Origin of the sequence: Kaistia granuli DSM 23481 (genome assembly GCF_000380505.1) — a bacterium.
Lineage (GTDB): Bacteria > Pseudomonadota > Alphaproteobacteria > Rhizobiales > Kaistiaceae > Kaistia > Kaistia granuli.
In genome coordinates this window covers 335,947-357,512 of sequence record NZ_AQYH01000008.1, presented here as the reverse complement: position 1 = coordinate 357,512, position 21,566 = coordinate 335,947, and the positions used below count along the sequence as shown (strand labels likewise).

At 66.5% G+C, this 21,566-nt stretch carries 21 protein-coding genes; 10 read left to right on the top strand and 11 right to left on the bottom strand.

Going from position 1 to position 21,566, the window contains the following annotated elements; translation table 11 throughout:
* The first annotated feature begins 17 nt into the window (after positions 1-17).
* A complete protein-coding gene (locus G342_RS0114070) occupies positions 18-944 on the top strand; it encodes an ABC transporter ATP-binding protein (RefSeq protein WP_026304435.1) in 927 nt (308 codons plus the stop codon).
* A complete protein-coding gene (locus tag G342_RS0114065; RefSeq protein ID WP_018183798.1) occupies positions 941-1,702 on the top strand; it encodes an ABC transporter permease in 762 nt (253 codons plus the stop codon). The genes G342_RS0114070 and G342_RS0114065 overlap by 4 nt, the downstream gene beginning before the upstream one ends.
* Here the strand turns inward: G342_RS0114065 and G342_RS0114060 are convergent.
* Positions 1,674-2,099: a hypothetical protein gene (locus tag G342_RS0114060; RefSeq protein WP_018183797.1), complete on the bottom strand. Its 426-nt coding sequence runs from the start codon at positions 2,097-2,099 to the stop codon at positions 1,674-1,676. The genes G342_RS0114065 and G342_RS0114060 overlap by 29 nt on opposite strands.
* Positions 2,100-2,112: 13 nt before the next feature.
* The gene (locus tag G342_RS0114055) at positions 2,113-2,496 is read right to left on the bottom strand and encodes a YciI family protein (RefSeq protein WP_018183796.1); all 384 of its coding nucleotides are present in this window, start codon (positions 2,494-2,496) and stop codon (positions 2,113-2,115) included.
* Between the two features lie 199 nt (positions 2,497-2,695).
* On the opposite strand from G342_RS0114055, the gene G342_RS0114050 reads away from it, so the two are divergent.
* Positions 2,696-4,333 carry a Na+/H+ antiporter gene (locus G342_RS0114050; protein WP_018183795.1) on the top strand — a complete coding sequence of 546 codons (1,638 nt, stop codon included), beginning with the start codon at positions 2,696-2,698 and terminating at the stop codon, positions 4,331-4,333.
* Positions 4,334-4,515: 182 nt separating this feature from the next.
* Here G342_RS0114050 and G342_RS0114045 read toward each other — a convergent pair whose 3' ends face one another.
* Entirely contained in the window at positions 4,516-5,283 is a 768-nt protein-coding gene (locus G342_RS0114045; RefSeq protein ID WP_026304434.1) for a glucose 1-dehydrogenase, read from the bottom strand.
* Between the two features lie 262 nt (positions 5,284-5,545).
* On the opposite strand from G342_RS0114045, the gene mgrA reads away from it, so the two are divergent.
* Entirely contained in the window at positions 5,546-6,553 is a 1,008-nt protein-coding gene (gene mgrA, locus G342_RS0114040) for an L-glyceraldehyde 3-phosphate reductase (RefSeq protein ID WP_018183793.1), read from the top strand.
* A 56-nt stretch (positions 6,554-6,609) separates the two neighbouring features.
* On the opposite strand, the gene G342_RS0114035 is transcribed toward mgrA, so the two are convergent.
* Positions 6,610-7,326, bottom strand: coding sequence for a FadR/GntR family transcriptional regulator (locus tag G342_RS0114035; protein WP_018183792.1), 717 nt, complete (start codon positions 7,324-7,326; stop codon positions 6,610-6,612).
* A gap of 95 nt (positions 7,327-7,421) precedes the next feature.
* On the opposite strand from G342_RS0114035, the gene araD reads away from it, so the two are divergent.
* A complete protein-coding gene (araD, locus tag G342_RS0114030; protein WP_018183791.1) occupies positions 7,422-9,164 on the top strand; it encodes an L-arabinonate dehydratase in 1,743 nt (580 codons plus the stop codon).
* Here araD and G342_RS0114025 read toward each other — a convergent pair.
* Both G342_RS0114025 and G342_RS0114020 read right to left on the bottom strand, forming a co-directional pair.
* Positions 9,158-9,832, bottom strand: a complete 675-nt coding sequence (locus G342_RS0114025; RefSeq protein WP_018183790.1) for a hypothetical protein — start codon at positions 9,830-9,832, stop codon at positions 9,158-9,160. The two genes, araD and G342_RS0114025, sit on opposite strands and share 7 nt — an antisense overlap.
* Entirely contained in the window at positions 9,829-10,473 is a 645-nt protein-coding gene (locus tag G342_RS0114020; RefSeq protein WP_018183789.1) for a TerC family protein, read from the bottom strand. The genes G342_RS0114025 and G342_RS0114020 overlap by 4 nt, the downstream gene beginning before the upstream one ends.
* 332 nt (positions 10,474-10,805) lie before the next feature.
* On the opposite strand from G342_RS0114020, the gene G342_RS0114015 reads away from it, so the two are divergent.
* The 4 genes from G342_RS0114015 to G342_RS0114000 all read left to right on the top strand — a co-directional run bounded on the left by G342_RS0114015 (position 10,806) and on the right by G342_RS0114000 (position 13,989).
* On the top strand, positions 10,806-11,474 hold the full coding sequence (locus tag G342_RS0114015; RefSeq protein WP_040878879.1) for an RraA family protein: 669 nt from the start codon (positions 10,806-10,808) through the stop codon (positions 11,472-11,474).
* A 184-nt stretch (positions 11,475-11,658) separates the two neighbouring features.
* Positions 11,659-12,519, top strand: coding sequence for a substrate-binding periplasmic protein (locus G342_RS0114010; protein WP_018183787.1), 861 nt, complete (start codon positions 11,659-11,661; stop codon positions 12,517-12,519).
* A gap of 70 nt (positions 12,520-12,589) precedes the next feature.
* Positions 12,590-13,243: an amino acid ABC transporter permease gene (locus G342_RS0114005; protein ID WP_026304432.1), complete on the top strand. Its 654-nt coding sequence runs from the start codon at positions 12,590-12,592 to the stop codon at positions 13,241-13,243.
* Complete coding sequence (locus tag G342_RS0114000; protein ID WP_018183785.1) at positions 13,240-13,989, top strand: amino acid ABC transporter ATP-binding protein; 750 nt, start codon at positions 13,240-13,242, stop codon at positions 13,987-13,989. The genes G342_RS0114005 and G342_RS0114000 overlap by 4 nt, the downstream gene beginning before the upstream one ends.
* A gap of 54 nt (positions 13,990-14,043) precedes the next feature.
* Here the strand turns inward: G342_RS0114000 and G342_RS0113995 are convergent, their stop codons facing one another.
* Positions 14,044-15,057, bottom strand: coding sequence for a LacI family DNA-binding transcriptional regulator (locus G342_RS0113995; RefSeq protein ID WP_018183784.1), 1,014 nt, complete (start codon positions 15,055-15,057; stop codon positions 14,044-14,046).
* A gap of 385 nt (positions 15,058-15,442) precedes the next feature.
* On the opposite strand from G342_RS0113995, the gene G342_RS0113990 reads away from it, so the two are divergent.
* A complete protein-coding gene (locus G342_RS0113990; RefSeq protein ID WP_026304431.1) occupies positions 15,443-16,672 on the top strand; it encodes an SAM-dependent methyltransferase in 1,230 nt (409 codons plus the stop codon).
* Here the strand turns inward: G342_RS0113990 and G342_RS0113985 are convergent.
* Genes G342_RS0113985 through G342_RS0113970 form a run of 4 tightly spaced genes read right to left on the bottom strand, consistent with a single transcriptional unit; the run spans position 16,669 to position 21,527 of the window.
* Positions 16,669-17,772 (bottom strand): DUF1513 domain-containing protein, encoded by a 1,104-nt coding sequence (locus tag G342_RS0113985; protein ID WP_198010794.1) that lies wholly within the window; start codon positions 17,770-17,772, stop codon positions 16,669-16,671. The genes G342_RS0113990 and G342_RS0113985 overlap by 4 nt on opposite strands.
* Entirely contained in the window at positions 17,762-18,865 is a 1,104-nt protein-coding gene (locus tag G342_RS0113980; RefSeq protein WP_018183781.1) for an imelysin family protein, read from the bottom strand. The genes G342_RS0113985 and G342_RS0113980 overlap by 11 nt, the downstream gene beginning before the upstream one ends.
* Positions 18,862-20,064, bottom strand: a complete 1,203-nt coding sequence (locus G342_RS0113975; protein ID WP_018183780.1) for a di-heme oxidoredictase family protein — start codon at positions 20,062-20,064, stop codon at positions 18,862-18,864. Before G342_RS0113975 ends, G342_RS0113980 begins: the two co-directional genes overlap by 4 nt.
* Before the next feature lie 11 nt (positions 20,065-20,075).
* On the bottom strand, positions 20,076-21,527 hold the full coding sequence (locus tag G342_RS0113970) for a multicopper oxidase family protein (RefSeq protein WP_018183779.1): 1,452 nt from the start codon (positions 21,525-21,527) through the stop codon (positions 20,076-20,078).
* Positions 21,528-21,566: the final 39 nt, after the last annotated feature.

Sequence of the window (21,566 nt, the reverse complement as noted above, 5' to 3'; positions counted from 1 at the left end):
CGGCTATCATGGCCGTCATGCAGAACATCATTTCCGTCGAACACCTCTCGAAAGTCTATGCGTCCGGCTTCGAGGCGCTGAAAGATGTGAACCTCGACATCCGCCGGGGCGAGATCTTTGCGCTGCTCGGGCCGAACGGCGCCGGCAAGACCACGCTGATCAGCATCATTTGCGGCCTCGTCAATCCGTCGAGCGGCCGTGTGCTGGCCGATGGTCACGACGTGGTAGCCGAATACAAGGCTGCCCGCGCGCGCATCGGCCTAGTGCCGCAGGAACTGACGACCGACGCCTTCGAATCGGTCTGGGCGACCGTCACCTTCAGTCGCGGCCTGTTCGGCAAGCCGGCCAACCCGGCCCATATCGAGAAGATCCTGCGCGACCTGTCGCTCTGGGACAAGAAGGACGCCAAGCTCCGGACGCTCTCGGGCGGCATGAAGCGCCGCGTCATGATCGCCAAGGCGCTGTCGCACGAGCCGCAGATCCTGTTCCTCGACGAACCGACCGCCGGCGTCGATGTCGAGCTTCGGCGTGACATGTGGGACGTGGTGCGGGCGCTCAGGGCGAGCGGCGTCACCATCATCCTGACGACGCACTACATCGAGGAAGCCGAGGAGATGGCCGACCGGATCGGCGTCATCCATCGCGGCCAGATCATACTGGTCGAGGAAAAGGCCGAGCTTATGCGCAAGCTCGGCAAGAAGCAGCTGACGCTGCAATTGCAGGAGCCGCTCGCCGGTGTCCCGGACGGGCTCGACGCCTATGGGCTTGAGCTCGGCGCCGACGGCAACGAACTCGTCTACAGCTATGACGCCGATGCCGAGCAGAAGGGCATCGCCGATGTGCTTCGCGCCCTCGGCGCGGCCGGTATCCACTACAAGGATCTGCAGACGAGCCAGCGCTCGCTCGAGGAGATCTTCGTCAGCCTGGTGAGTGAGCGCACATGAACGTCTACGCGATCCGCGCGATCTATCTCTTCGAGATGGCGCGCACCGGCCGCACCTTGCTGCAGAGCATCGTCGCGCCGGTTCTCTCCACCTCGCTCTATTTCATCGTCTTCGGCGCGGCGATCGGCTCGCGCATGCAGGAGATCGACGGCGTCAGCTACGGCTCGTTCATCGTGCCGGGCCTGATCATGCTGACGCTGCTGACGCAGAGCATCTCCAACGCCTCCTTCGCGATCTACTTCCCGAAATTCGTCGGCACCGTCTACGAGGTCCTGTCGGCGCCGATCTCGCCGTTCGAGATCGTCATCGGCTATGTCGGCGCGGCGGCGACCAAGTCGATCCTGCTGGCGCTGATCATCCTGGCGACGGCGGGCCTTTTCGTCGATATCGAGATCCAGCACCCGGTCTGGATGCTGCTGTTCCTGGTGCTGACCGCCGTCACCTTCAGCCTGTTCGGCTTCATCATCGGCATCTGGGCGGACGGGTTCGAGAAGCTGCAGCTGGTGCCGCTGCTGATCGTGACGCCGCTGACCTTCCTCGGCGGCAGCTTCTATTCGATCTCGATGCTGCCACCGGCCTGGCAGACGGTCGCCCTGTTCAATCCGGTCGTCTATCTCGTCAGCGGCTTCCGCTGGAGCTTCTTCGGCACGTCGGACGTCAATATCGGCATCAGCCTGGCGATGACGCTGGTCTTCCTGGCCGTCTGCCTCGCCACCGTCACCTGGATATTCAAGACCGGCTACCGGCTGAAGAACTAGAAGCCGCGCGCCGGTCGGCGATCGCCCGTTCCAGGCTTGGCGTCGCGTGGTCGCGGAACCAGCCGATCATGGCGTGGATGTCGCACTCGGCCGGGCGCGTCTCGCCGGCGCCGATCAATTCGGCCCCGACCTCGGCCATGGCGACGAGGATGCGCGCCGTCTCCGGCCGGTAGTCGAGATCCGCGCCCGCCTCGTGCCGCGCGCGCAGGATCGCGTAGCGCAGGTTTTCCGGATAGGTCCAGGCGCTCGCCAGGATGTCGCCGACGCTGACCTCCTGGCCGTTCACCGCGATGGTCGCGTCGCGGTCCGCCGGACCGTAGCCGCTCGCTTCGATCCGTTCGCACGCATCGATCGCCGCGTTCATCATGGCGCGGATCTGGTTCCAGTCGGTGGTCATGCCGCGGTCTGTTTCAGGCGGTTTCGGCGGCGGCGGGCGTAAAATCGCCGGGCAGGAAGAGCGAGATCGGCCTGAGTTCATAGGCGCCGCCGGGGTTGGCCTCGGTCAGGTCGCGGGCGATCTGCAGCGCCTCGTCGCGATCGGCGACGTCGACGGTGTAGAATCCGAGCAGTTGCTCCTTGATCTCGGCGTAGGGGCCATCGATGACCCGGCCCTGGTCCTTGAGGTAGGTCGTGGCGGTGCGGGTCGGACTGAGGCGCGCCGTGGGGCCGAGCTGACCGTTGCGCGCCAGCTTCTCGTGCACCTTGTGCAGGCGCGCCATGACGGCGTCGTCCTCTTCCTTCGTCCAACTGCCGACGATATTCTCGTCGTGATAGCAGATGATCGCATAGAGCATGGAAGCCTCCTTCCTTCGAGCGGCGACTATGCCCCTGCGTCCGGGCGTCCGCCGCAAAAAATTGGCTCCGCGGGCGAAAAAGTTCGTTGCGCTGCGCAGGAGCCGCCGGAATCGTCGCGAAAAAGTCGAACTGCGCCGGTCTTCTGCCCTGGCCGCCGGCCATAGTCGACCGCCACAAGTCCCACAGGATTCCCGGCAAGTGGATACCATAACGATCGTTCTCGTGCTGCTGCTCGCCGTCGTCGTGAGCGGCTTCGTTTCCCGCATGCTGCCACTGCCGATCCCGAGGCCGTTGATCCAGATCGCGCTCGGCGGAGCGATCGGCCTCGTCGCCGACTTCCGGGTAACGCTCAATCCCGACATCTTCTTCCTCTTGTTCCTGCCGCCGCTGCTTTTCCTCGATGGCTGGCGCGCGGCGAGGGAGGAACTGATCCGCGACCGCAAGGCAATCCTGGCGCTGGCGCTCGGCCTTGTCGTCTTCACCGTCCTCGGCGTCGGCCTTTTCGTCCATTGGCTGATCCCGGCCATGCCGCTCGCCGTCGCCTTCGCGCTGGCCGCCGTGATTTCGCCGACAGACCCGATCGCCGTTTCCGCTATCGCCTCGCGCGTGCCGATCCCGAGGCGGATGATGAGCATTCTCGAGGGAGAATCGCTGCTGAACGATGCGTCGGGCCTCGTGTGCCTGCGTTTCGCCATCGCCGCCGCGCTCACCGGCACCTTCTCGCTTTACGAGGCGACGCTGAGCTTCGCCTGGGTGTCGCTGGGCGGCGTCGCCGCCGGTTTCGCCGTGACGTGGATCATCAACGCGGCCAAGAACTGGATCGCCGCCCGCTATGGCGAGGAGAGCGGCTCGCAGATCCTGATCAGCGTGCTGATTCCGTTTGCCGCCTATCTCGTGGCCGAGCATCTCGACTGTTCCGGCATTCTGGCGGCGGTCGCCGCCGGCGTGACGATGGGTTTCAGCGAAGCTTCAGGCCAGGCGCTGGCAACGACCCGGGTCCGGCGCAATACGGTCTGGGACATGATCCAGTTCGCCGCAAACGGCATCATCTTCGTGCTCCTCGGCGAGCAGCTGCCGGCGATCCTGCGCAGCGCGGCGGAGACGGTGCGGGTCACCGGACATCATGAACCGGGCTGGTTGCTGATCTATGTGCTCGCCATCAACTTCGCGCTCGCCGCGCTGCGCTTCGTCTGGGTCTGGGTCTCGCTCGATCTGACCCTGCTCCGGGCCCGCCGTCGGGGCACCGTCATCCAGCGGCCAAGCTGGCGGCTGCTGGCGGCCATGTCGCTCGCCGGCGTGCGCGGCGCGATCACGCTGGCCGGCGTCCTGACTCTGCCCTTGTTCCTGGCCGACGGTTCGCCGTTCCCCGCCCGGGAACTGGCCATATTCCTGGCGATGGGGGTGATCATCCTGTCGCTGATTGCCGCCAGCATCGGCCTGCCGCTACTCCTGAGCGGTCTGAAGATGCCGGCCGACACGTCACACCAGGCCGAGGAGGAGCGGGCGCGGATCGCCGCCGCCCAGGCTGCCATCGCCGAGATCGAGCGCGTGCAGCATGAACTCGCCGGTGGCCGCCCCGACGCCGATATCTTCGTGGCGGCGGCGGCGCGGATCATGGATGCGTATCGCGCCCGCATCGATGCCGGCTCGCGCGCGGCCGAGGAGGCAGCGCTGGCACGCCAGATCGACGCGATCGAAACACGCCTGCGCGTGGCGGCGCTGAAGGCGGAACGGACGACGATCTTCAAGCTGCTGCGCGGCCGCAAGATCGGCAGCGACACGGCGCGCAAGCTGGTGCGCGAACTCGACCTGATGGAAGCGCGCTACGAGGGGTGAGGCGGGCGGTTGAAAGCGCAGCAACCCGACCGTGGTTCGCTCGTGCCAACCCGGGATCCATCCAGCGGCGGCCAAGGGAGGTCCCCCCGAGAGTGGCCTTGGCTGCGTGGATCCCCGCATTCGCGGGGATGACGGAGGGGGCGGGGACGAGGCGAGGGGACATGCCCTCGCCGTGCTAGTGCTCAGACGACCGCCGTCACGCCGCCGTCGACATAGAGGATGTGGCCGTTGACGTAGCTCGACGCGTCGGAGGCGAGGAAGATCGCAGCGCCCGCGAGCTCCGGTGTATCGCCCCAGCGGCCCATGGGCGCGCGCTGCGCCAGCCAGACGTGGAATTCGGGGTTCTCGACCAGCGCCTTGTTGAGCTCGGTCTTGAACCAGCCCGGGCCGATGCCGTTGATGTTCAGGCCGTGCTTGGCCCATTCGGCGCACATGCTCTTGGTCATCATCTTGATCGCGCCCTTCGATGTCGAATAGGGCGTGATCGTCGCGCGGCCGAGCTCGCTGGTCACCGAGCAGATGTTGATGATCTTGCCGCGCTTGCGCGGGATCATATGGCGCGCCACCGCCTGGCCGACGACGAAGGCGGCGTCGACATTGGTCGCCAGCACCTCGCGCCACTGCTCCAGCGTGAATTCCTCCAGCGGCAGGCGCTTCTGCGTGCCGGCATTGTTGACCAGGATGTCGACGGGGCCGATGTCGCTCTCGATTGCGTCGACCGCCTTCGCCACCGCCTCGACATTGCAGACGTCGAACACCGACGCCGAGGCGTTGAGGCCGTCGGCGCGCAGTCCGGCAACGGCCGTTTCTAGAGTACCGGCATCGCGGCCGTTCAGCACGACCGTCGCTCCCGCCTCGGCGAGGCCGCGCGCGATGGCGAGGCCGATGCCGCGGCTGGAGCCGGTGACGAGCGCGACGCGCCCCGTCAGGTCGAAGAGCTTGGTCGTCATGAATTCCTCCCGATCGGCGCAACCTGCGCCGGTAACCATGGTGATCGCGAGCATCGCGCTGCCGCGACGAAGGCGCAACGCGAGGATCGGATGAAGGGGCGGGCGGGCTGGCCGGTGCGATCCCAGCGGATGTCGGCGCCCGCGCTTGACGAGCATGCCGCATGGGCTCAGAATTGTCACATCATTTGACGATTTTTCGGGTTCGCGGCAGTCCTTTCCCCCGGTCCGGACGTCGCCTCGTCTCACACAGCCAGGAACCGCCATGGTCTATGTCGCCGCCGCCGATCGCTATGACGCGATGAAGTACAACCGCGTCGGCCGTACGGGCCTGAAACTGCCGGCGATCTCGCTCGGCCTCTGGCACAATTTCGGCTATGACGGCAGGGTCGAGACGATGCGGGCGATGTGCCATCGCGCCTTCGATCTTGGCATCACCCATTTCGATCTCGCCAACAATTACGGTCCGCCGCCCGGCGCGGCGGAAGAGTTCTTCGGCACGATGACGACGGGCGATTTCAAGCCCTATCGCGACGAGATGATCATTTCGTCGAAGGCCGGCTACCTGATGTGGCCGGGGCCCTACGGCGAATGGGGCAGCCGCAAATATCTGATCGCCAGTCTCGAGCAAAGCCTGAAGCGGATGAAGCTCGACTATGTCGACATCTTCTATTCGCACCGCTTCGATCCCGAGACGCCGCTGGAGGAGACGATCGGCGCGCTCGATTCGATCGTGCGCCAGGGCAAGGCGCTCTATGTCGGCATTTCCAGCTATTCCTCGGCCAAGACGGCCGAGGCGGCGGCGATCGCCCGCTCTCTCGGCACGCCACTGGTTATCCACCAGCCCCGTTATTCCATGCTCGATCGCTGGACCGAGAAGGACCGGCTGCTCGACACGCTCGAGACCGAGGGCATGGGCTGCATCATGTTCTCGCCGCTGGAGCAGGGCGTGCTGTCCGATCGCTATCTCGACGGCATTCCGGCCGACAGCCGCGTCACCCATTCGCAGGCGCTGCGCAAGAGCGTGCTGACGGCGGAAAACCTGGAGCGGGTGAAGGGCCTGAACGAGATCGCCAAGGCGCGCGGCCAGACGCTGGCGCAGATGGCGCTCTCCTGGGTGATGCGCGACAGCCGCATGACCTCCGCTCTGATCGGGGCCTCCAAGGTCGCGCAGATCGAGGACGCCGTTGCGAGCCTGGCGAAGGCGACGTTCACTGCCGACGAGTTGATCGCAATCGACAAGCTGGCGATCGACGGCATGCTGAAGAGCTGAAGCAGGACCGGCCCATCGCCGGGAGAGGTGTCTTGTGCAGAATTATTACAAGTCGATCACCGATCCCGGCGTGCGTCGGTCAGCCGGCGCCGCGCCTCGACGAGATGGAACTTCATGTAGAGCGCGGCCTGGTCGGCCTGCTGGCGGGAGATCGCGTCGACGATGTTGCGGTGCTCGGCGAACAGGGCTCGGCGTCGTTCGTCGGAGCCGACGCGCGTCATGCTGAGCGCGCTGCGCATCCAGTCCTCGATCCGACCCTTCAGGCTGTCGAGCACGGCCGGGAACACCTCGTTGCCGGTCGCCTCGGCGATGGCGTGGTGGAAGGCAAAATCCTCCTCGAGACCCGCCGCGCCGGTATTGAGCGCACTCTCGAACGCCGCCTGCCGCGCCTCGATCTCGGCGAGCTGGGCGGCCGAGCGCCGGGTCGCCGCCAGATGCGCGCATTCCGTCTCGATCGCGATGCGGACCTCGGTGACGCGCAGCACGCTCGCGACCTGCTGCGGCGGCGTCGTCTCCAGCAGGCCGCCCGGCGGCTTGTGCGAGACGAAGGTGCCGGCGCCCTGGCGCGCGATGACCAGCCCGTCGACCTGCAGGCGCTGCAGCGCTTCGCGGACGACGGGACGCGAGACTTCGAAGGCCTTGCAGATGTCGTTCTCGGACGGCAGCCGGTCGCCCGGCGCGAAGGTGCCGGAGACGATCTGCTCGAGGATCTGGCCATAGAGGATGTCGGAGAGCTTCTCGCGGCGCGCCGGCTTCAATTGCAGATCAACCATGCGCCTCTCGCCTTCCTTGTTCCCCGACTCAATTCGACCAAGCGTAACCTCAAGGGGCCGGATTTCCGAATGCCCCCGACCAAGGACCTGTTCCGATGACGTCGTCCGCCTTGAAGCCGTCCCGGCGTTCGATCGCCTCGCTCCGCAGCCAGCGCTGGTTCGGCGCCGCGGACCTGCGCTCCTTCGGCCATCGTTCGCGCACGCTGCAGATGGGCTACGCCTATGAGGAATTCATGGGCAAGCCGGTGGTCGGCATCATCAACACCTGGTCCGACATCAATCCCTGCCACGCGCATTTCCGCCATCGGGTCGAAGAGGTGAAGCGCGGGGTCTGGCAGGCCGGCGGCTTCCCGATCGAGCTGCCGGCGATGTCGCTGGCCGAGAATTTCGTCAAGCCGACCACCATGCTCTACCGCAACTTCCTTGCCATGGAGGTGGAGGAGTTGATCCGTTCGCATCCGGTCGATGGCGTCGTGCTGCTTGGCGGCTGCGACAAGACCACGCCGGCGACGATCATGGGCGCCATCTCGATGGACCTGCCGACGATCTTCCTGCCGGCCGGCGCCATGCTGCGCGGCAATTATGCCGGCAAGCCGCTCGGCTCCGGCTCCGATGTCTGGAAATACTGGGCCGAGAAGGAAGCCGGCAATATTGGCGAGCGCGAATGGCGTGAGATGGAATCCGGCATCGCGCGTTCCTTCGGCACCTGCATGACCATGGGCACGGCCTCGACCATGACGTCGCTCGCGGAAACGCTCGGCCTGTCGTTGCCGGGCGCGTCGTCGATCCCGGCGCCGGATTCCGCCCATTCGCGCATGGCGGCGGAGTGCGGCCGCCACATCATCGAGATGATCTTCGAGGACCTGAAGCCGAGCGACATCCTGACCGCTTCTTCGTTCGAGAATGCGCTCGTCGTGCACATGTCGCTGGCGGGCTCGACCAACGCCATGGTGCATCTGATCGCCATGGCCGGCCGGGCGGGTATTCCCCTGACGCTGGAAGACTTTGATCGCGTCGCGCGGAAAATTCCCGTCCTCGCCAATCTGCGCCCCTCCGGCGAGTGGCTGATGGAAGATTTCTTCTATGCCGGGGGCCTGCCGGCGCTCTGGGCGGAGCTGCGCGACCACCTCGATCTCAACGCGCGGACGGTGCGCGGCACGCTGGCCGAGGCGGTCGAGACGGCGCGCAACTACAATGCCGACGTCATCCGGACCTTCGACAACCCGATCTCGGCCGAGGTCGGCACGGCGATCCTCACCGGCAACCTCGCGCCGGACGGCTGCGTGATGAAGCCGTCGGCGGCGGAGCCGCGGCTCCTGAAGCACACCGGCCCGGCGCTGGTCTTCCGCGACTACAACGAGATGGCGGCGATGGTGGAGCGCGAGGATCTCGACGTCACGGCCGACACCGTGCTGGTGCTGCAGAACGCCGGCCCTGTCGGCGGGCCGGGCATGCCGGAATGGGGCATGCTGCCGATCCCGAAGAAGCTGCTCAAAGAGGGCGTGCGCGACATGCTGCGCATTTCCGACGCGCGCATGAGCGGCACCAGCTATGGCGCCTGCATCCTGCACGTTTCGCCGGAATCGCATATCGGCGGCCCGCTCGGAGCCGTACAGACCGGAGACTTGATCTCTGTCGACGTCGAGGCGCGGACCATCCATCTGCATGTTGATGACATTGAGATCGCGCGCCGGCTCGCCAGCTTCACCCCGCCGCCGCGCGACTATCCGCGCGGCTACAACAAGCTGTTCGCCGCCCATATCCGCCAGGCCCATCTCGGCTGCGACTTCGACTTCCTAGAAGGGACGGAAAAGTTGCCGGAGCCGGAGATTCACTGAAGGAAGCGGAAGTCGCCCCCGGACCAGCGCAGCCAGAACTCACCGTAGAAGACGAGCCAGAATGTTGCCAGCAACATGACGCGGCTGCGCAGGCGGAGGCGCGGCCTGAGCTTCTGGTCGAGGAGGGCGACGACGCTGGTCGCGACGACGAAGCGGACGAGCCGGATCGGGATGGTCGCGCCGAAGAAGAGCAGGGCGCTCAGATCCTCGTGGCCGGCGCCCACCGCATAGACCTTGTAGGGAATGCCGGTGACGGAGCCCCAAAGCATGGCGAGGGGCCAGTTGGCCTCGGCCATGCCGGCCAGGCCCCGCGCGATCATGCGTTCCGAGACGAAGGGTACGCTGCGCAGCAGCGTCATGGCCGCCGCCGGATCGGTCCCGGCGATGCGCCACAGGATCAGGCCGCCACAGGCCGCGCCGAGCGCGGCGGCGACGCTCGCCCACAGGCTGGCGCGCAGTCCGCAGGCGACGGCGATGAAGGTCAGCAGGACGTCGGCGACGACGAAGAAATAGCTCGCTTCGGCCGCGCCCCACAGGAACGCAACGAGCAGGATGGCGAGCAGGGAACAGGCTCCGCAGGCCAGATCATCGTGTGGTGATGTTTTCTCTGCGCAAACCGGTATCCACTTCGCTCGAAAACGCTTTCGGCGCGGCGGCGCGGGGTTCACACCAGGCCTGCGATTTCGGCGAAGTGGAAGACTTCGATGCCGCCGTCCCAGATCATCTTGCAGGCGACCCAGGCGATGACGGCGAGGCCGACATAGGCGATCCAGGGCAGGCGCTTTAGCAGCCTGGCGACGACATTGGCGGCGACGCCCATCAGCGCCACCGATAGCACCAGCCCGACCACCAGCACCCAGGTGTGTTCGCGCGCCGTGCCGGCGACGGCGAGCACGTTGTCGAGCGACATCGAGACGTCGGCAACGATGATCTGGATGATCGCCTGCTTGAAGGTCTTCGTCCCCGCCGGGCCGCCCGCGGCTGCTTCGGCGATCTCCGTCTCGAGCGCCTCTGCCTCGTCGTTCTGGCTGGAACGGATCTCGCGCCACAGCTTCCAGCACACCCAGAGCAGCAGAATGCCGCCGGCCAGCGTCAGGCCGATGATGCCGAGCAGCTTGGTGGCGAACAGGGCGAAGATGATGCGGAGCACCGCCGCGGCGCCGATGCCGACCAGGATCGCCTTGCTGCGAATGTCCTTCGGCAAGCCGGCGGCGGCCATGCCGACGACGATGGCATTGTCGCCGGCCAGTACGAGATCGATGAGGACGACGGTCGCCAGCGCGACCAGTTCGGCAGCAACGAAATCCATCGGGGAGAGGGCCTCAGCAGGTAGGAGGCCTCTGATCTGGGCCTATTGATCCGACTTGTCCAGCCCAAAGCGGTCGGGCGCGATCGGTTCCATTGCCGGTGTCGTAGTGACGCGACCTGCCGGACGCGGCACGGCGGCGCGAGATGGGACGGGCGCCTGTGCCGATCGGGGCGGGTGGGGTCGGGGGCGGGAAACGTCCCCGTGCCCGCCCCGGGCATTCGGAAATGCGCCCCGCGCCGCCGCCGCAGGTCTCCGATCGAGCCCCATTGACGGTCTCCCAAAACGCCCCTAGCATCATGTTAAACGTTTAACACAATCGTTGGAGAAGCCCGTTGTCTGCTGCCCAGTTTGATTTGGATGCCCTGAAGAAGGTTCTGTATTCGGCTGTCCTGTCCGATGTCCTCGATGATTTCGGCATGACCCGCCAGGCGATGCTGCCCTTCGTGCGGCCGCTGGACGACAGCCTGACGATGATCGGCTACGCCCGCACCGGCCTGTTCATGAACACCTATTCGGTGCGCGAGGACGAGAACCCCTACGAGATCGAGATCGCGCTGATCGATGATCTGAAGCCGAACGACATCGCCGTGCTCGGCTGCGACGGCCCGACGACGCGGATCGCGCCCTGGGGCGAACTGCTAACGACGGCATCGCGCAAGCGGGGCGCCGTTGGCTGCGTCACAGACGGGCTCGTCCGCGACGTCCGCCACATCCGCAATCTCGAATTCCCGGTGTTCCATGGCGGCATCGGCCCGCTCGACTCGCGCGGTCGCGGCAAGATGATGGCGCGCGACCTGCCGATCGAATGCGCGGGCGTCACCGTCACCTCCGGTGATCTGATCTTCGGCGATGTCGACGGCGTCGTGGTGGTGCCCCAGAAGATCGCCCCGGAAGTCATCCAGGCGGCGCTGAAGAAGGTCACCAGCGAGAACAAGACCCGCGAGGAGCTCGAGAACGGGCTGCTGCTGGGTGAAGTCTACGCCAAATACGGCGTCCTCTGAGCCGACGGTTCCGACGGCCCGCCAATCCATTCCTGCCGGATCGACGCAAAGAAACGCCAGAACCGCCCGCGCTTGTCCAAGACGGGATGCATGGCGTCGGAAGCGATCCGGCAGGGTTCCGGCCCCTCGCGCGAGGGGCTTTCTGCCTGACAACGCAATTCGACAATCCAGACGCATGGGGAACATGATGCAGAGCAAATTCACACGACGCGGATTTCTGACCACGGCGGGCGCGCTGGCCATGAGCGCGCCGCTGGTGGCACGCCCGGCCTTCGCGCAGGACGCGGGAACGGACCTCCTCGCCGACATCAAGAAGCGCGGCTTCCTCCGCGTCGGCACCTTCAGCATTCCGCCGGAGACCTGGATCGATATCGGCACCGGCGAATGGAAGGGCATCGCTGCCGATTTCACCAAGGCGGTGGCGAAGGAGATCGGCGTTGAGGTCGACCCGGTCGTGCTCGTCCACTCGGCGCTGGCGCCGGCGCTTGATTCCGGCCGTATCGACGTCATCTCGGGCCTCTACAAGACGGCCGAGCGTCAGAAGGTGATGGCCTATGGTAGCAAGCCGTTCTGGTACGGCATCGACGTTCTGCTGACCCGCTCGCAGGACGGCATCGAGAATGTCGCCGGCCTCAAGGACAAGGTGATCGGCACCGTGCGCGGCTCGGCGCAGGAGATCGAGGCGCAGGAGCTGCAGAAGCGCTACGGCGTTTCCGAGATCCGCAAGTATGATTCCGCCGATCCGATGCTGATGGACCTGAAGGCCGGCCGTCTCGATGCGGCGGTCTGGTGGGGCTATACCTTCGACTACGCGGCGGCGCAGAACCCCGATTACGACTTCAAGGTCGTGGAATATCTGGCGCCGGAATATCTCGGCAGCGAGACGCTGCCCGCCAACTACTACGTCTATTCGAAGAACGGTACCGAGAACCTCATCAAGGCCTTCGACGACGCCATCGGTGCCATCAAGGCGCGTGGCGAGGACAAGGAGATCATGGCGCGCTACGGGCTCACCAACCCGTCCTACCTGACCGGCAAGTTCTAGAGCTTTTCAGCCGTCGGCAGGCCAATTGCTGCCTGCCGGCGGCGTTCTGTTGCCCGAAGGTCCGAATTTCATGAATGACTATCTTCAATTACTGCAAACCTACTTCCCCTATATAGCCAAGGGGGCCATCGTCACGCTGGAACTGACGGTGTTCTCGCTGATCGGCAGCGTCGTCATCGGCCTGCTCGCTACCTTCGCCAAGATGTCCGGGATCCGGGTGCTCGGCTACGTCGCCGGCATCTACATCGAGCTGATCCGCGCGACACCGGCGTTGCTGCAGCTGTTTATCATCTATTTCGGCCTGACCTCGTTCGGCATCCGGCTGGAGCCGATGGCGGCCGCCATCATCACGCTGTCCCTGGTCGGCGGCGCCTATGCGGCGGAGATTTTCCGCGCCGGCATCGAGGCGGTCGATCGCGGCCAGTTCGAGGCTGCGCGCAGCCTCGGCATGTCGACGCCGCTCGCCATGCGGCGCATCATCCTGCCCCAGGCCGGCGTGATCATCCTACCGCCCTTCACCAATTTCATCATTTCGATGATCAAGGACACGTCGCTGGCCCTAACCATCTCGGTGCCGGAAATCATGTATCGATCCTACGACGCATCGAGCCAGTCCTATCGCAGCATGGCGATCTACTCGATGGCGGCGATCCTCTATCTGGCGATCTGTCTGCCTCTGTCCCGCTTCGCCAAGCGGCTCGAGCGCAGGAGGGCGGCTCAGTGAGCGCACCGATCCTGCAACTCGAGGGCCTCCAGATGGCCTTCGGCGAACTCCAGGTCCTGCGCGGTGTCGACCTGACCGTGCGCGAGGGCGAGAGCGTCGCCATCATCGGCCCGAGCGGCTCCGGCAAGAGCACGTTGCTTCGCTGCCTTAACCGGCTGGAGACGCCGACAGGCGGCAAGGTGACATTCGAAGGCAAGCCGATCACCGAGAGCTCCAACGTCAATCATCTGCGCATGCGGATGGGCATGGTGTTCCAGCACTTCAACCTGTTCCCGCATATGACGGCGCTCGGCAATGTCATCGAGGCGCCAATCCATGTGCTGAAGATGAGTCGCGCCGACGCCGAGGCGCGCGGACGCGACCTGCTCGGCAAGGTCGGGCTTCTGGAGAAGGCCGGCAATTATCCGCGCCAGCTCTCCGGTGGCCAGAAGCAGCGCGTCGCCATCGCCCGTTGTTTGGCGATGAACCCGCGCCTGCTGCTCCTGGACGAGATCACCTCGGCGCTGGATCCGGAACTGGTCGGCGAAGTGCTCGACGTCGTGCGCGATCTCGCCCGGCAGGGCATGACGATGATGCTGGTGACGCACGAGATGCGGTTTGCCCGCGAAGTGGCGGATCGCGTCGTGTTCATGGATGGCGGCGTTGTGGTCGAGGCCGGCCCGCCGGAAGAGATCTTCACCCGCCCGGAGAGCCCGCGCCTGCAGAAGTTCCTGAAGGCGGTGCTGGAGCAGGTCTCGGAGACCTGATCCGCGTCGCGCTCGAAGCGATTTACGGGATGCCTCCGATCGGGGGCATCCCGCCTATACGGTTGCGCCGGGCACGATGCCGACCGGCAGCGTGTATTCGCGCTGCTCGAATTCTCCGCCTTCGAGACGTTCGAGCAGCAGCTTGCCGCCCAGCTCGCCCATCTCATAGGCGGGTGAGCGCGCGGTGGTGAGGTCGAGACCGGCATAGTCGTTCGAGGCGAAGGCGTTGAAGCCGGTGACGGCCACATCCTCGGGCACCCGGGCGCCGCGTTCTTCCAGGCTGTGCAGCGCCACGATGGCGATCTTGTCGTTGGCGCCGATGATGACGTCTGGCAGGCCGGCCTTTTCGATCTGGTCCTCGATCGCATGGGCGATGGCGGCCGGATCGCTTTCGTCGCAGCGGATGATCTTGGCCGCGACGCCGGCGCTCTTCATTGATTGCCAATAAGCCTCCAGCCGTAGCTCGATGGCGGGCCAGAAGATGTCGGGAATGACGATCAGCACCGATTTCGGCTGGCGGGCGAGCACGAGCTTCGCCAGCGCCTTGGCGCCGCCGGCATCGTCCTGGTTGACGAAGCAGGTATCGGGGATGCCGTCGGCGGCGCGGTCCTGGAACACCACCATCGGATGGCTCAACGTGCTGAACAGCTTGGTGTTCTGCCGGCGGAGCTGGGCTGAGCCGGACAACATGAGGCAGAGGCCGTCGACGACGTTTTCCTTGACCAGGAAGGACGATTCCACCTGCTTCGGCTTGATGCCGTGCAGCAGCAGGCCGAAGCCCCGGTCGCTCAGATAGTTGGAAAGCCCGGCGACCAGATTCGTGGTGAACGGGTCGGCGAGGAAGGTGGGCGAGGGGTCGACGATCGCCATGCCAATGATCGAGCGGCGCAGCGTGCGCAGGCCGCGACCGGAACGGTTGGGCCGGTAGCCAAGCTCGCTGACCGAGGCGAGGACGCGTTCGAGGGTCGCTTCCGAGATGCCGTAGCGCACGCCGTTGACGACCTTCGATACCGTGGCGATCGAAACGCCGGCATGGGCCGCGACAGTGTGCAGATTGGGTTTGGCCATCTCATCCTTCTCCGGAAGCCGTTATCTGGCATACGGCCACGCGCGGGATTCGCAAGTTACCCCCAGAAGGTTGGTTAAACGTTTCATGCGGCAGAGGAAATAGCGATGCCGGCCGGGATGGAGTGACCGTTGTTCGGAAGCCCTGGCAACGAGGCGCCTGTCTTCGGCGGGCGCATCGGACCGCGGAATCCGGTAGCAGCGAAGCGCGATGATTCGGCACGCGGATCGATCGGGCGGGGGCAGCCGGCGGCCTTGACCGCCGGCAAAAGTGTCCGGCTGGCGTGCCGATCGTCCCGGTCCGGCCGCGAATGTGTCGCGCCGTCGCTTTCCGGTTGCACAAACGCGATCCAGCCGCTTTCATCGTGCGGCTGACGGGGGAATGCGCATGCGCCTTTTATCTCATCTGTTGAAGCGGTTCGTCCGGAACGGCCGCCTCACCGTGCTCGATCATGCCGGCAAGCGGCATGTCTTCGGCTCCGGCGAAAACGGTCCGGCGGTGACGATCCGCCTGGCGGACGCCGCCGTCGAGCGCGAGATCTTCCTCAATCCGGAACTGAAGACCGCCGAGGCCTACATGGATGGCCGGCTGACGGTGGAGGAGGGCGGCAGCGTCTTCGACCTGCTGTCGCTGTTCTCGGTCAACCGCTCGGGCCTCGCGGCGCATCCGATCCAGAAGGGGCTGCGCAGGGTCTGGCGGTCGCTGCGCCGTCGCCAGCAGCGCAACACGATCCCGCTCGCGGCCGAGAACATCAAGCATCACTACGATATCCCGCCGAAGTTCTACCGGCTCTGGCTCGACGACACGATGACCTATTCCTGCGCCTATTATTCGGCGCCGGATATTGGGCTGCATCAGGCGCAGATCGACAAGCTTCGCCACATCGCCGCCAAGCTGAAGCTTGAGCCGGGCATGCATATCGCCGAGATCGGCTCGGGCTGGGGCGCGCTCGCGACCTTCCTGGCCCGCAATTACGACGTCCGCGTCACCTCGGTGACGCTGTCGCCGGAGCAACTCGCCGTGGCGCGGAAACGCGCGATCGAGGAAGGCGTCGCCGCCAAGGTGACCTTCCTCGAACAGGATTATCGCAACCTCGCCGGCACCTATGACCGCGTCGTCTCGATCGCGATGATGGAAGCGATCGGCGTCGCGAATTTCGACAATTACTTCGAATCGATCCAGCGCCTGACCAAGCCGGGCGGCTTCGCGCTGGTGCATTGCATCGGCCGGATGTCGCCGCCCGGCACGACCGCGCCGTTCATCCGCAAATACATCTTCCCGGGCGGCTACGTGCCGGCACTGTCGGAAGTGTTCGCCTCGTTGGAGCGGACGGGAACCTGGTGCGCCGACATGGAAAGCCTGCGGCTGCACTATTACTGGACCATCCGCGACTGGCGCCTCGCCTATGAGGCGAAGCGCGAGGAGGCGGTCGCCATGATGGGCGACCGGTTCTGCCGGATGTGGGATTTCTATCTGGCGTCGGTCGAACTCGGCTTCCTGCACGGCTCGAATTTCGTCTTCCAGCTGCTTCTGTCCAAGCAGCGCGACGACGTGCCGGTGATCCGCGACTACATCGTCGACGAAGAGCGCCGGCTGGCCGAGGTCAACGCCCGCTAGATCCGCCGCAGATGATTGTCGAACTGCTCGTGGCGGCGGGCGATCGGCGCGAGATGGCCGTTCTCGGCCCGCATGACGCTCCCGTCACCGGCGGTGGCGAGGAAGGCCTCGCCCCCGGTCGCGGCCACGCCGCAGCCGTCCGGCAGGGCGACGCAGTCGCGGAAATCGCCGCTCGCGGCGTCCCAGAAGAATAGCTGGCCGCCGATCGGCGATGAGGTGGCGATGGTCGAGCCGTCGCGGCTCGCGACCACCGAACCGATATAGTTGCGGGCGAGCGGCGCGATCGCGTCGGGGAACGCCGTCAGCTTCGCCTTGCCGGTCTTGCCGACACGGCCGACTAGCGGCGGCCGCTCGCTACGCGCGCCCTCCCACTGGCAGCCGAACCAGACATTACCGGCACCGTCGAAGGTCATGTGGCGCATGGAGAGGCGGTTCAGCTCGGCGTCGAGCACGGTCTCGTCGAGGAGATCGCCGGTCTCGCGATCGATCCGGACGATGGAGGGCCGCATTTCGGCCAGGTTCAGCTTCTGCCGGCCGTAGTCCGGGTGGGTCTCGATGCCGCCATTGGCGATCACCAGCGTGCGGCCGTCCGGCGCGAGCAGCATTTCATGCGCGTCGACGCCATGCGTTTCGAATTCGCCGATGCGGGCATAGTCGCCGCTGGCGTCATAGATGCCGACGACGCCACGGGCGCGCTCGCCGTCGAAATGGTTCTCGGTCGCGTAGAGCAGGCGGCCATCGGCGGAGAACAGGCCGTGGCCGAAGAAATGATGTCCCGGAGGCGGCGTGATCGTCGCCAGAGGCTCGCAGGAGGCGACGTCGACGATGACCGCGAAATAGCCGGGACGGCGCGCGAACACGGCGAGGCGCCGGCGTTCGGGATCGATGGCGATGTCATGCGCGCGGCCGGCGAGCTTCATGCGGCCGATAATGGCGCCCCGTTCGTCGATCAGCATCAGCTCGTGCTGGCGCGGGCCGACGCGGACGGAGGAGACGAACACCTGCCGCTCCGTCGATCCGCCTGTTTTGCGCGCGAAGGGCAGGACGGCGGCAAGCGCGCGGCCGGCAAGGGCCCGCAGCCCGCCCTGTTCAGTCGCCATCGAGCGCATTGAACCCCGGCGAGATCCCCGCCGCCTCCGCGAAACGGAAATTGAAGATGTCTTCCAGCGTCTTCAGCACGTCGAAGGCGTGTCTGAGGCTGTCATAGGCGGCCGGGTCTGCGAATGCCTCGTTCCAGGGCTTTCCGATGTCGATCGCCTTGCGGAATTCGCCGGATCCCGCCTCGGTCGCCGCCAGCAGGGTAGCGGCGTCGTTGGGCGTCAGGCTGAAGACGTCGGATTGCTCGACCAATTCCTCGATCGCGTCGATCGAGGCGTTCAGATAGGCGAGGCTCAGGCCGGATTTGACGAAGGCGCCGCGGTTCGGCTTGGCCTTGTCGATCGAGGCGCCGAGCGCCGGCAGCAGGCGCTGGTCCCGCATCTGCTGCAGGCCGGTGACAACAGCCTTCAGGATCTCGACCAGTGGCTCGGTCGCGTCCCGATAGACGATGTTGGCGCCGCCGGGCTGCAGCATCAGCTCGCGCCAACCGCCGGGCCGCGTCCATTCCGTCACTGCTTCGGACGCGATGAGGTTGAGGTTCTCGGCGATCCGCAGCGCCAGCTGGCAGCGATAGGCCGCCGTCTCGGCGTCGTCCGAGGCGCCGAAGACCAGCGCCTCGAAGGCGGGCATGCCCTGCACGGCGGCGCTCTTCCTGGCGATCGCGCCGGGTTCGAGCAGCGCCGGATCGGGCTTGGCCAGGATCTGGCGCAGCTGGCGCGCTCCGGTACCATGCGGATCGGGCAGGAAGGAAAAGCGCTCCAGCCGGGCCTTTTCGGCCATTGGGCCGAAGCGCAGGAAGTCGACCCGCGCCCAGGCCTCGAGAACGGCCTCGAAGGCGGCGCGGACGGCCGGGTCCGGCGCGGCGGTTGGGTTTTTGCAGCTCTCCTGCATGGCGGCGACCAGCCTGGCCGTCGCGTCGCGCAACGTCTCATAGGATGGGATGAAATAGTTCGAGATCGCCTTGTTGGCGACGATGGCGAGCGCCTCGGGACTCGGACCGGGTTTTGTCGGCGCATCGGCGTTCTGGGCGAAGACGCGCTTGGCCGCGATCAGGAGCGGCGACAGCAGCAGCAGGCGTTTGGTAATCGCGATCATAGCGTTTCCAGATAGGCGATGAGCGCGGCCCGGTCGGCCGCCGCGAGGGCTTCATAGCGCGTTTTGGCGGCCGTGGCTTCGCCGCCATGCGCGCGGATGGCTTCATCGATCGTGCCGGCTCGGCCGTCATGCAGGAAGCGCCTGCCGTCGCCGGTGCGAAAGGTCAGCGAGGCGAGCGGCGCGGTGCGCCATTCGGACGAGGCGACGCCCGGCTCGCCGACGCCGTCGTCGAGGCCAGCGCCCATGTCGTGCAGCAGCAGATCGCTGTAGATCGCGACCGTGCCGCCATCCCTGGCCTTGAGGCTCGGCACATGGCAGGCGGCGCAGCCGGTCGAGGCGAACAGGGCGGCGCCCAGTGGGGCCGGCTCGACCGGCGCCGGGGCGGCGAGGCCGGCGAGATAGGCGTTCAGCAGCCGGATCATCTCGGACGAGATCTCCTCGCCGTCGAATTCGGGGCTGCGGCCGTCCGGGGCTGCCAGGCAGTCGGGCTGCGCGGCCGTGCAGTCGCCATGCGGAAACGGCGCGAGCGGGCTCGACATGCCGATATCGAGCCGGAACGCGTCGGATGTCACCTGGTCGAGCGTCGCCGCCGAGGCTTTCCAGCCGAAGCGGCCGACGACGGACTGGCCATCGATTTCGAGCAGGCGCGGCCGGCCCGAAACGCCGTCCGGCTTGGGAGCCGCCGCGTTCGCCAGGATCGCGGCCTCGTCTACCGTCTCGATCAGTCCGATGCCGCGCAGCGACGGCGCCTGGCGCGGGCCGAGGCGGGTCGCGGCCGCGAGATCGCCGCGGCTCGGCGCGAACACCACGGCGAGTGGCCCGCCGGGCTCGTCCGGCAGCGCATAGGTGACGGTGCCCTCGCTGGTCAGCCCTGAGACGGCGCGCGGCTGAATCTGGCGGCCATAGACGGGATCGGGCACACCCTGCGGGTCGGCGAGCCGCGTTACCAGTCCTCGCTGGGCGAGCGTACCGTCCGGGAGCGGCGTGATCTTGGCCGATAGCGCCTTGCCTGAATGGCAGCTGGCGCAGCTCTTCTCGTTGAACAGCGGCCCGAGCCCGTCATTGGCGGCGGTGGAGGAGGGCGCCTGCACCCAGATGCGGTCGAACAGTGCCTTGCCGACGGCGCGGTCGAGCCCGTCGGCAAGCGTCGCCGCCGGCAGCGCCGCGAGCAGGACGAGCGCGACCAGAGACGAACGCATCGGCGCCATCCTCACGCGACCTCGAACCACGCCATCATCCCCGTCTCCTGGTGCTCGATGATGTGGCAGTGGAACATCCACTTGCCGGGATTGTCGGCGACGAAGGCGACTTCCATGCGCTCCTTCGGCTGCAGAAGAACGGTGTCGGCATGATGCGGCGGTAGGTCGCGCCGGTTCGATTTCAGCACGGTGAAGCTGTGGCCGTGGATATGGATCGGGTGCATGTGCGGCGTGACGTTGCGCAGCTCGAACAGATAGGTCTTGCCGCGCTCCAGCTTCGCCATCGGTGGTGGGATCTGGTGCATGTCGCTCGGCCAGGACGCCTTGTTGATCGCCCAGAGATTGCCTTCCGACAGGCAGAGCGGCCCGAGCGGCGCGCCGGAATCGGCAAGCTCCTGCACGGTCGCGCCGGTCGCCGTCGCCGAGAAGGTGATGGGCATGCGGATCGCGGCGGCGAGGTCCGGCGGGGTGATGCGCGCGGCGGCGAGCGGCGCCGGATTGAACGGACCCTGGCGCCTGGCGGGCCCGCGCGCCGTGAGCCTCGCCAGCGGCACCGGCTTCGGCGCGAAATAGTCGACCAGCGTGGCCGAGCCGCCATCGGCCGGCGTGCGGATGACGAGGTCGGCGCGCATCGCCGGTCCCATGCGCCAGGAGCGCAGCGGGAAGGGCTGGCAGGCAAGGCCGTCGATCGCCACCACGGCGGCCTCGGCGCCCTCGATGCCGATTTCGGTCAGCCGAGTGGGATCGACATTCAGGATCCGGAGCCGGACGTCGGCCGAGGCCGGCAGCACGATTTCCGGATTGCGCCTGCCGTTGACGCTGCGCACCGTGCCGAAGGTACCCGCCTTGCCGGCCCCCTCCATCGTCAGGAAGGGCAGGAAGCTGGTGCCGTCCTCGCTGATGCGCCAGTCGCGCAGCGTCAGCACCTCGTCGGCGTCATAGGGCTCGGGCGCGTCGCCCTCGACGATCAGGATGCCGATCAGGCCGCGGCCGATCTGCTCGGCCGAATTGCAGTGGGTATGGAAGAAGAATGTGCCGGTGTCGGGCGGCACGAAGGAATAGTCGTAGCTCTCGCCCGGCTCCACCGGCGGCTGCACCAGATAGGGCACGCCGTCCTGGTCGTTCGGCAGGCGGATGCCGTGCCAGTGGATCGAGACATGCTCGCCCGTCCGGGTCAGGCCATTGACGAGATGGGTGTCGAGGCGCTGGCCGAGCTTCATCCGCACGACCGGCGGCTCGGCCTTGTCGGTGAAGGTCCAGAGCGGCAGCTCGTGGCCGTCGAAGCATGGCAGCGTCAGCCGGCGTTCGGCCGCCTTCAGGTCGAGCGAGACGATCCTCTCGGCGCCGGGTTCGGCGGCGGGCGGCAGGGCACGCGTGAAGGCGGGGGCTCGGTCGGGGCGCCCGAACAGGGCGGCGCCGGCGAGGGCGGCGGAACCGGCGAGAACGCTGCGGCGGGAAATCATGGCCTGGAACTCTGATGGCGCGGCCGCGCGAGGCGGCCG

Coding starts and splice junctions, on each gene's coding strand:
- G342_RS0114060 (WP_018183797.1), bottom strand. CDS start 2,099: ATGACCACCGACTGGAACCAGATCCGCGCCATGATGAACGCGGCGATC.
- G342_RS0113970 (WP_018183779.1), bottom strand. CDS start 21,527: ATGATTTCCCGCCGCAGCGTTCTCGCCGGTTCCGCCGCCCTCGCCGGC.
- G342_RS0113990 (WP_026304431.1), top strand. CDS start 15,443: ATGCGCCTTTTATCTCATCTGTTGAAGCGGTTCGTCCGGAACGGCCGC.
- G342_RS0114035 (WP_018183792.1), bottom strand. CDS start 7,326: ATGGTTGATCTGCAATTGAAGCCGGCGCGCCGCGAGAAGCTCTCCGAC.
- G342_RS0113985 (WP_198010794.1), bottom strand. CDS start 17,772: ATGGCGACTGAACAGGGCGGGCTGCGGGCCCTTGCCGGCCGCGCGCTT.
- G342_RS0114045 (WP_026304434.1), bottom strand. CDS start 5,283: ATGACGACCAAGCTCTTCGACCTGACGGGGCGCGTCGCGCTCGTCACC.
- G342_RS0113995 (WP_018183784.1), bottom strand. CDS start 15,057: ATGGCCAAACCCAATCTGCACACTGTCGCGGCCCATGCCGGCGTTTCG.
- G342_RS0114020 (WP_018183789.1), bottom strand. CDS start 10,473: ATGGATTTCGTTGCTGCCGAACTGGTCGCGCTGGCGACCGTCGTCCTC.
- araD (WP_018183791.1), top strand. CDS start 7,422: ATGACGTCGTCCGCCTTGAAGCCGTCCCGGCGTTCGATCGCCTCGCTC.
- G342_RS0113980 (WP_018183781.1), bottom strand. CDS start 18,865: ATGATCGCGATTACCAAACGCCTGCTGCTGCTGTCGCCGCTCCTGATC.
- G342_RS0114070 (WP_026304435.1), top strand. CDS start 18: ATGCAGAACATCATTTCCGTCGAACACCTCTCGAAAGTCTATGCGTCC.
- G342_RS0114005 (WP_026304432.1), top strand. CDS start 12,590: ATGAATGACTATCTTCAATTACTGCAAACCTACTTCCCCTATATAGCC.
- mgrA (WP_018183793.1), top strand. CDS start 5,546: ATGGTCTATGTCGCCGCCGCCGATCGCTATGACGCGATGAAGTACAAC.
- G342_RS0113975 (WP_018183780.1), bottom strand. CDS start 20,064: ATGCGTTCGTCTCTGGTCGCGCTCGTCCTGCTCGCGGCGCTGCCGGCG.
- G342_RS0114055 (WP_018183796.1), bottom strand. CDS start 2,496: ATGCTCTATGCGATCATCTGCTATCACGACGAGAATATCGTCGGCAGT.
- G342_RS0114065 (WP_018183798.1), top strand. CDS start 941: ATGAACGTCTACGCGATCCGCGCGATCTATCTCTTCGAGATGGCGCGC.
- G342_RS0114010 (WP_018183787.1), top strand. CDS start 11,659: ATGATGCAGAGCAAATTCACACGACGCGGATTTCTGACCACGGCGGGC.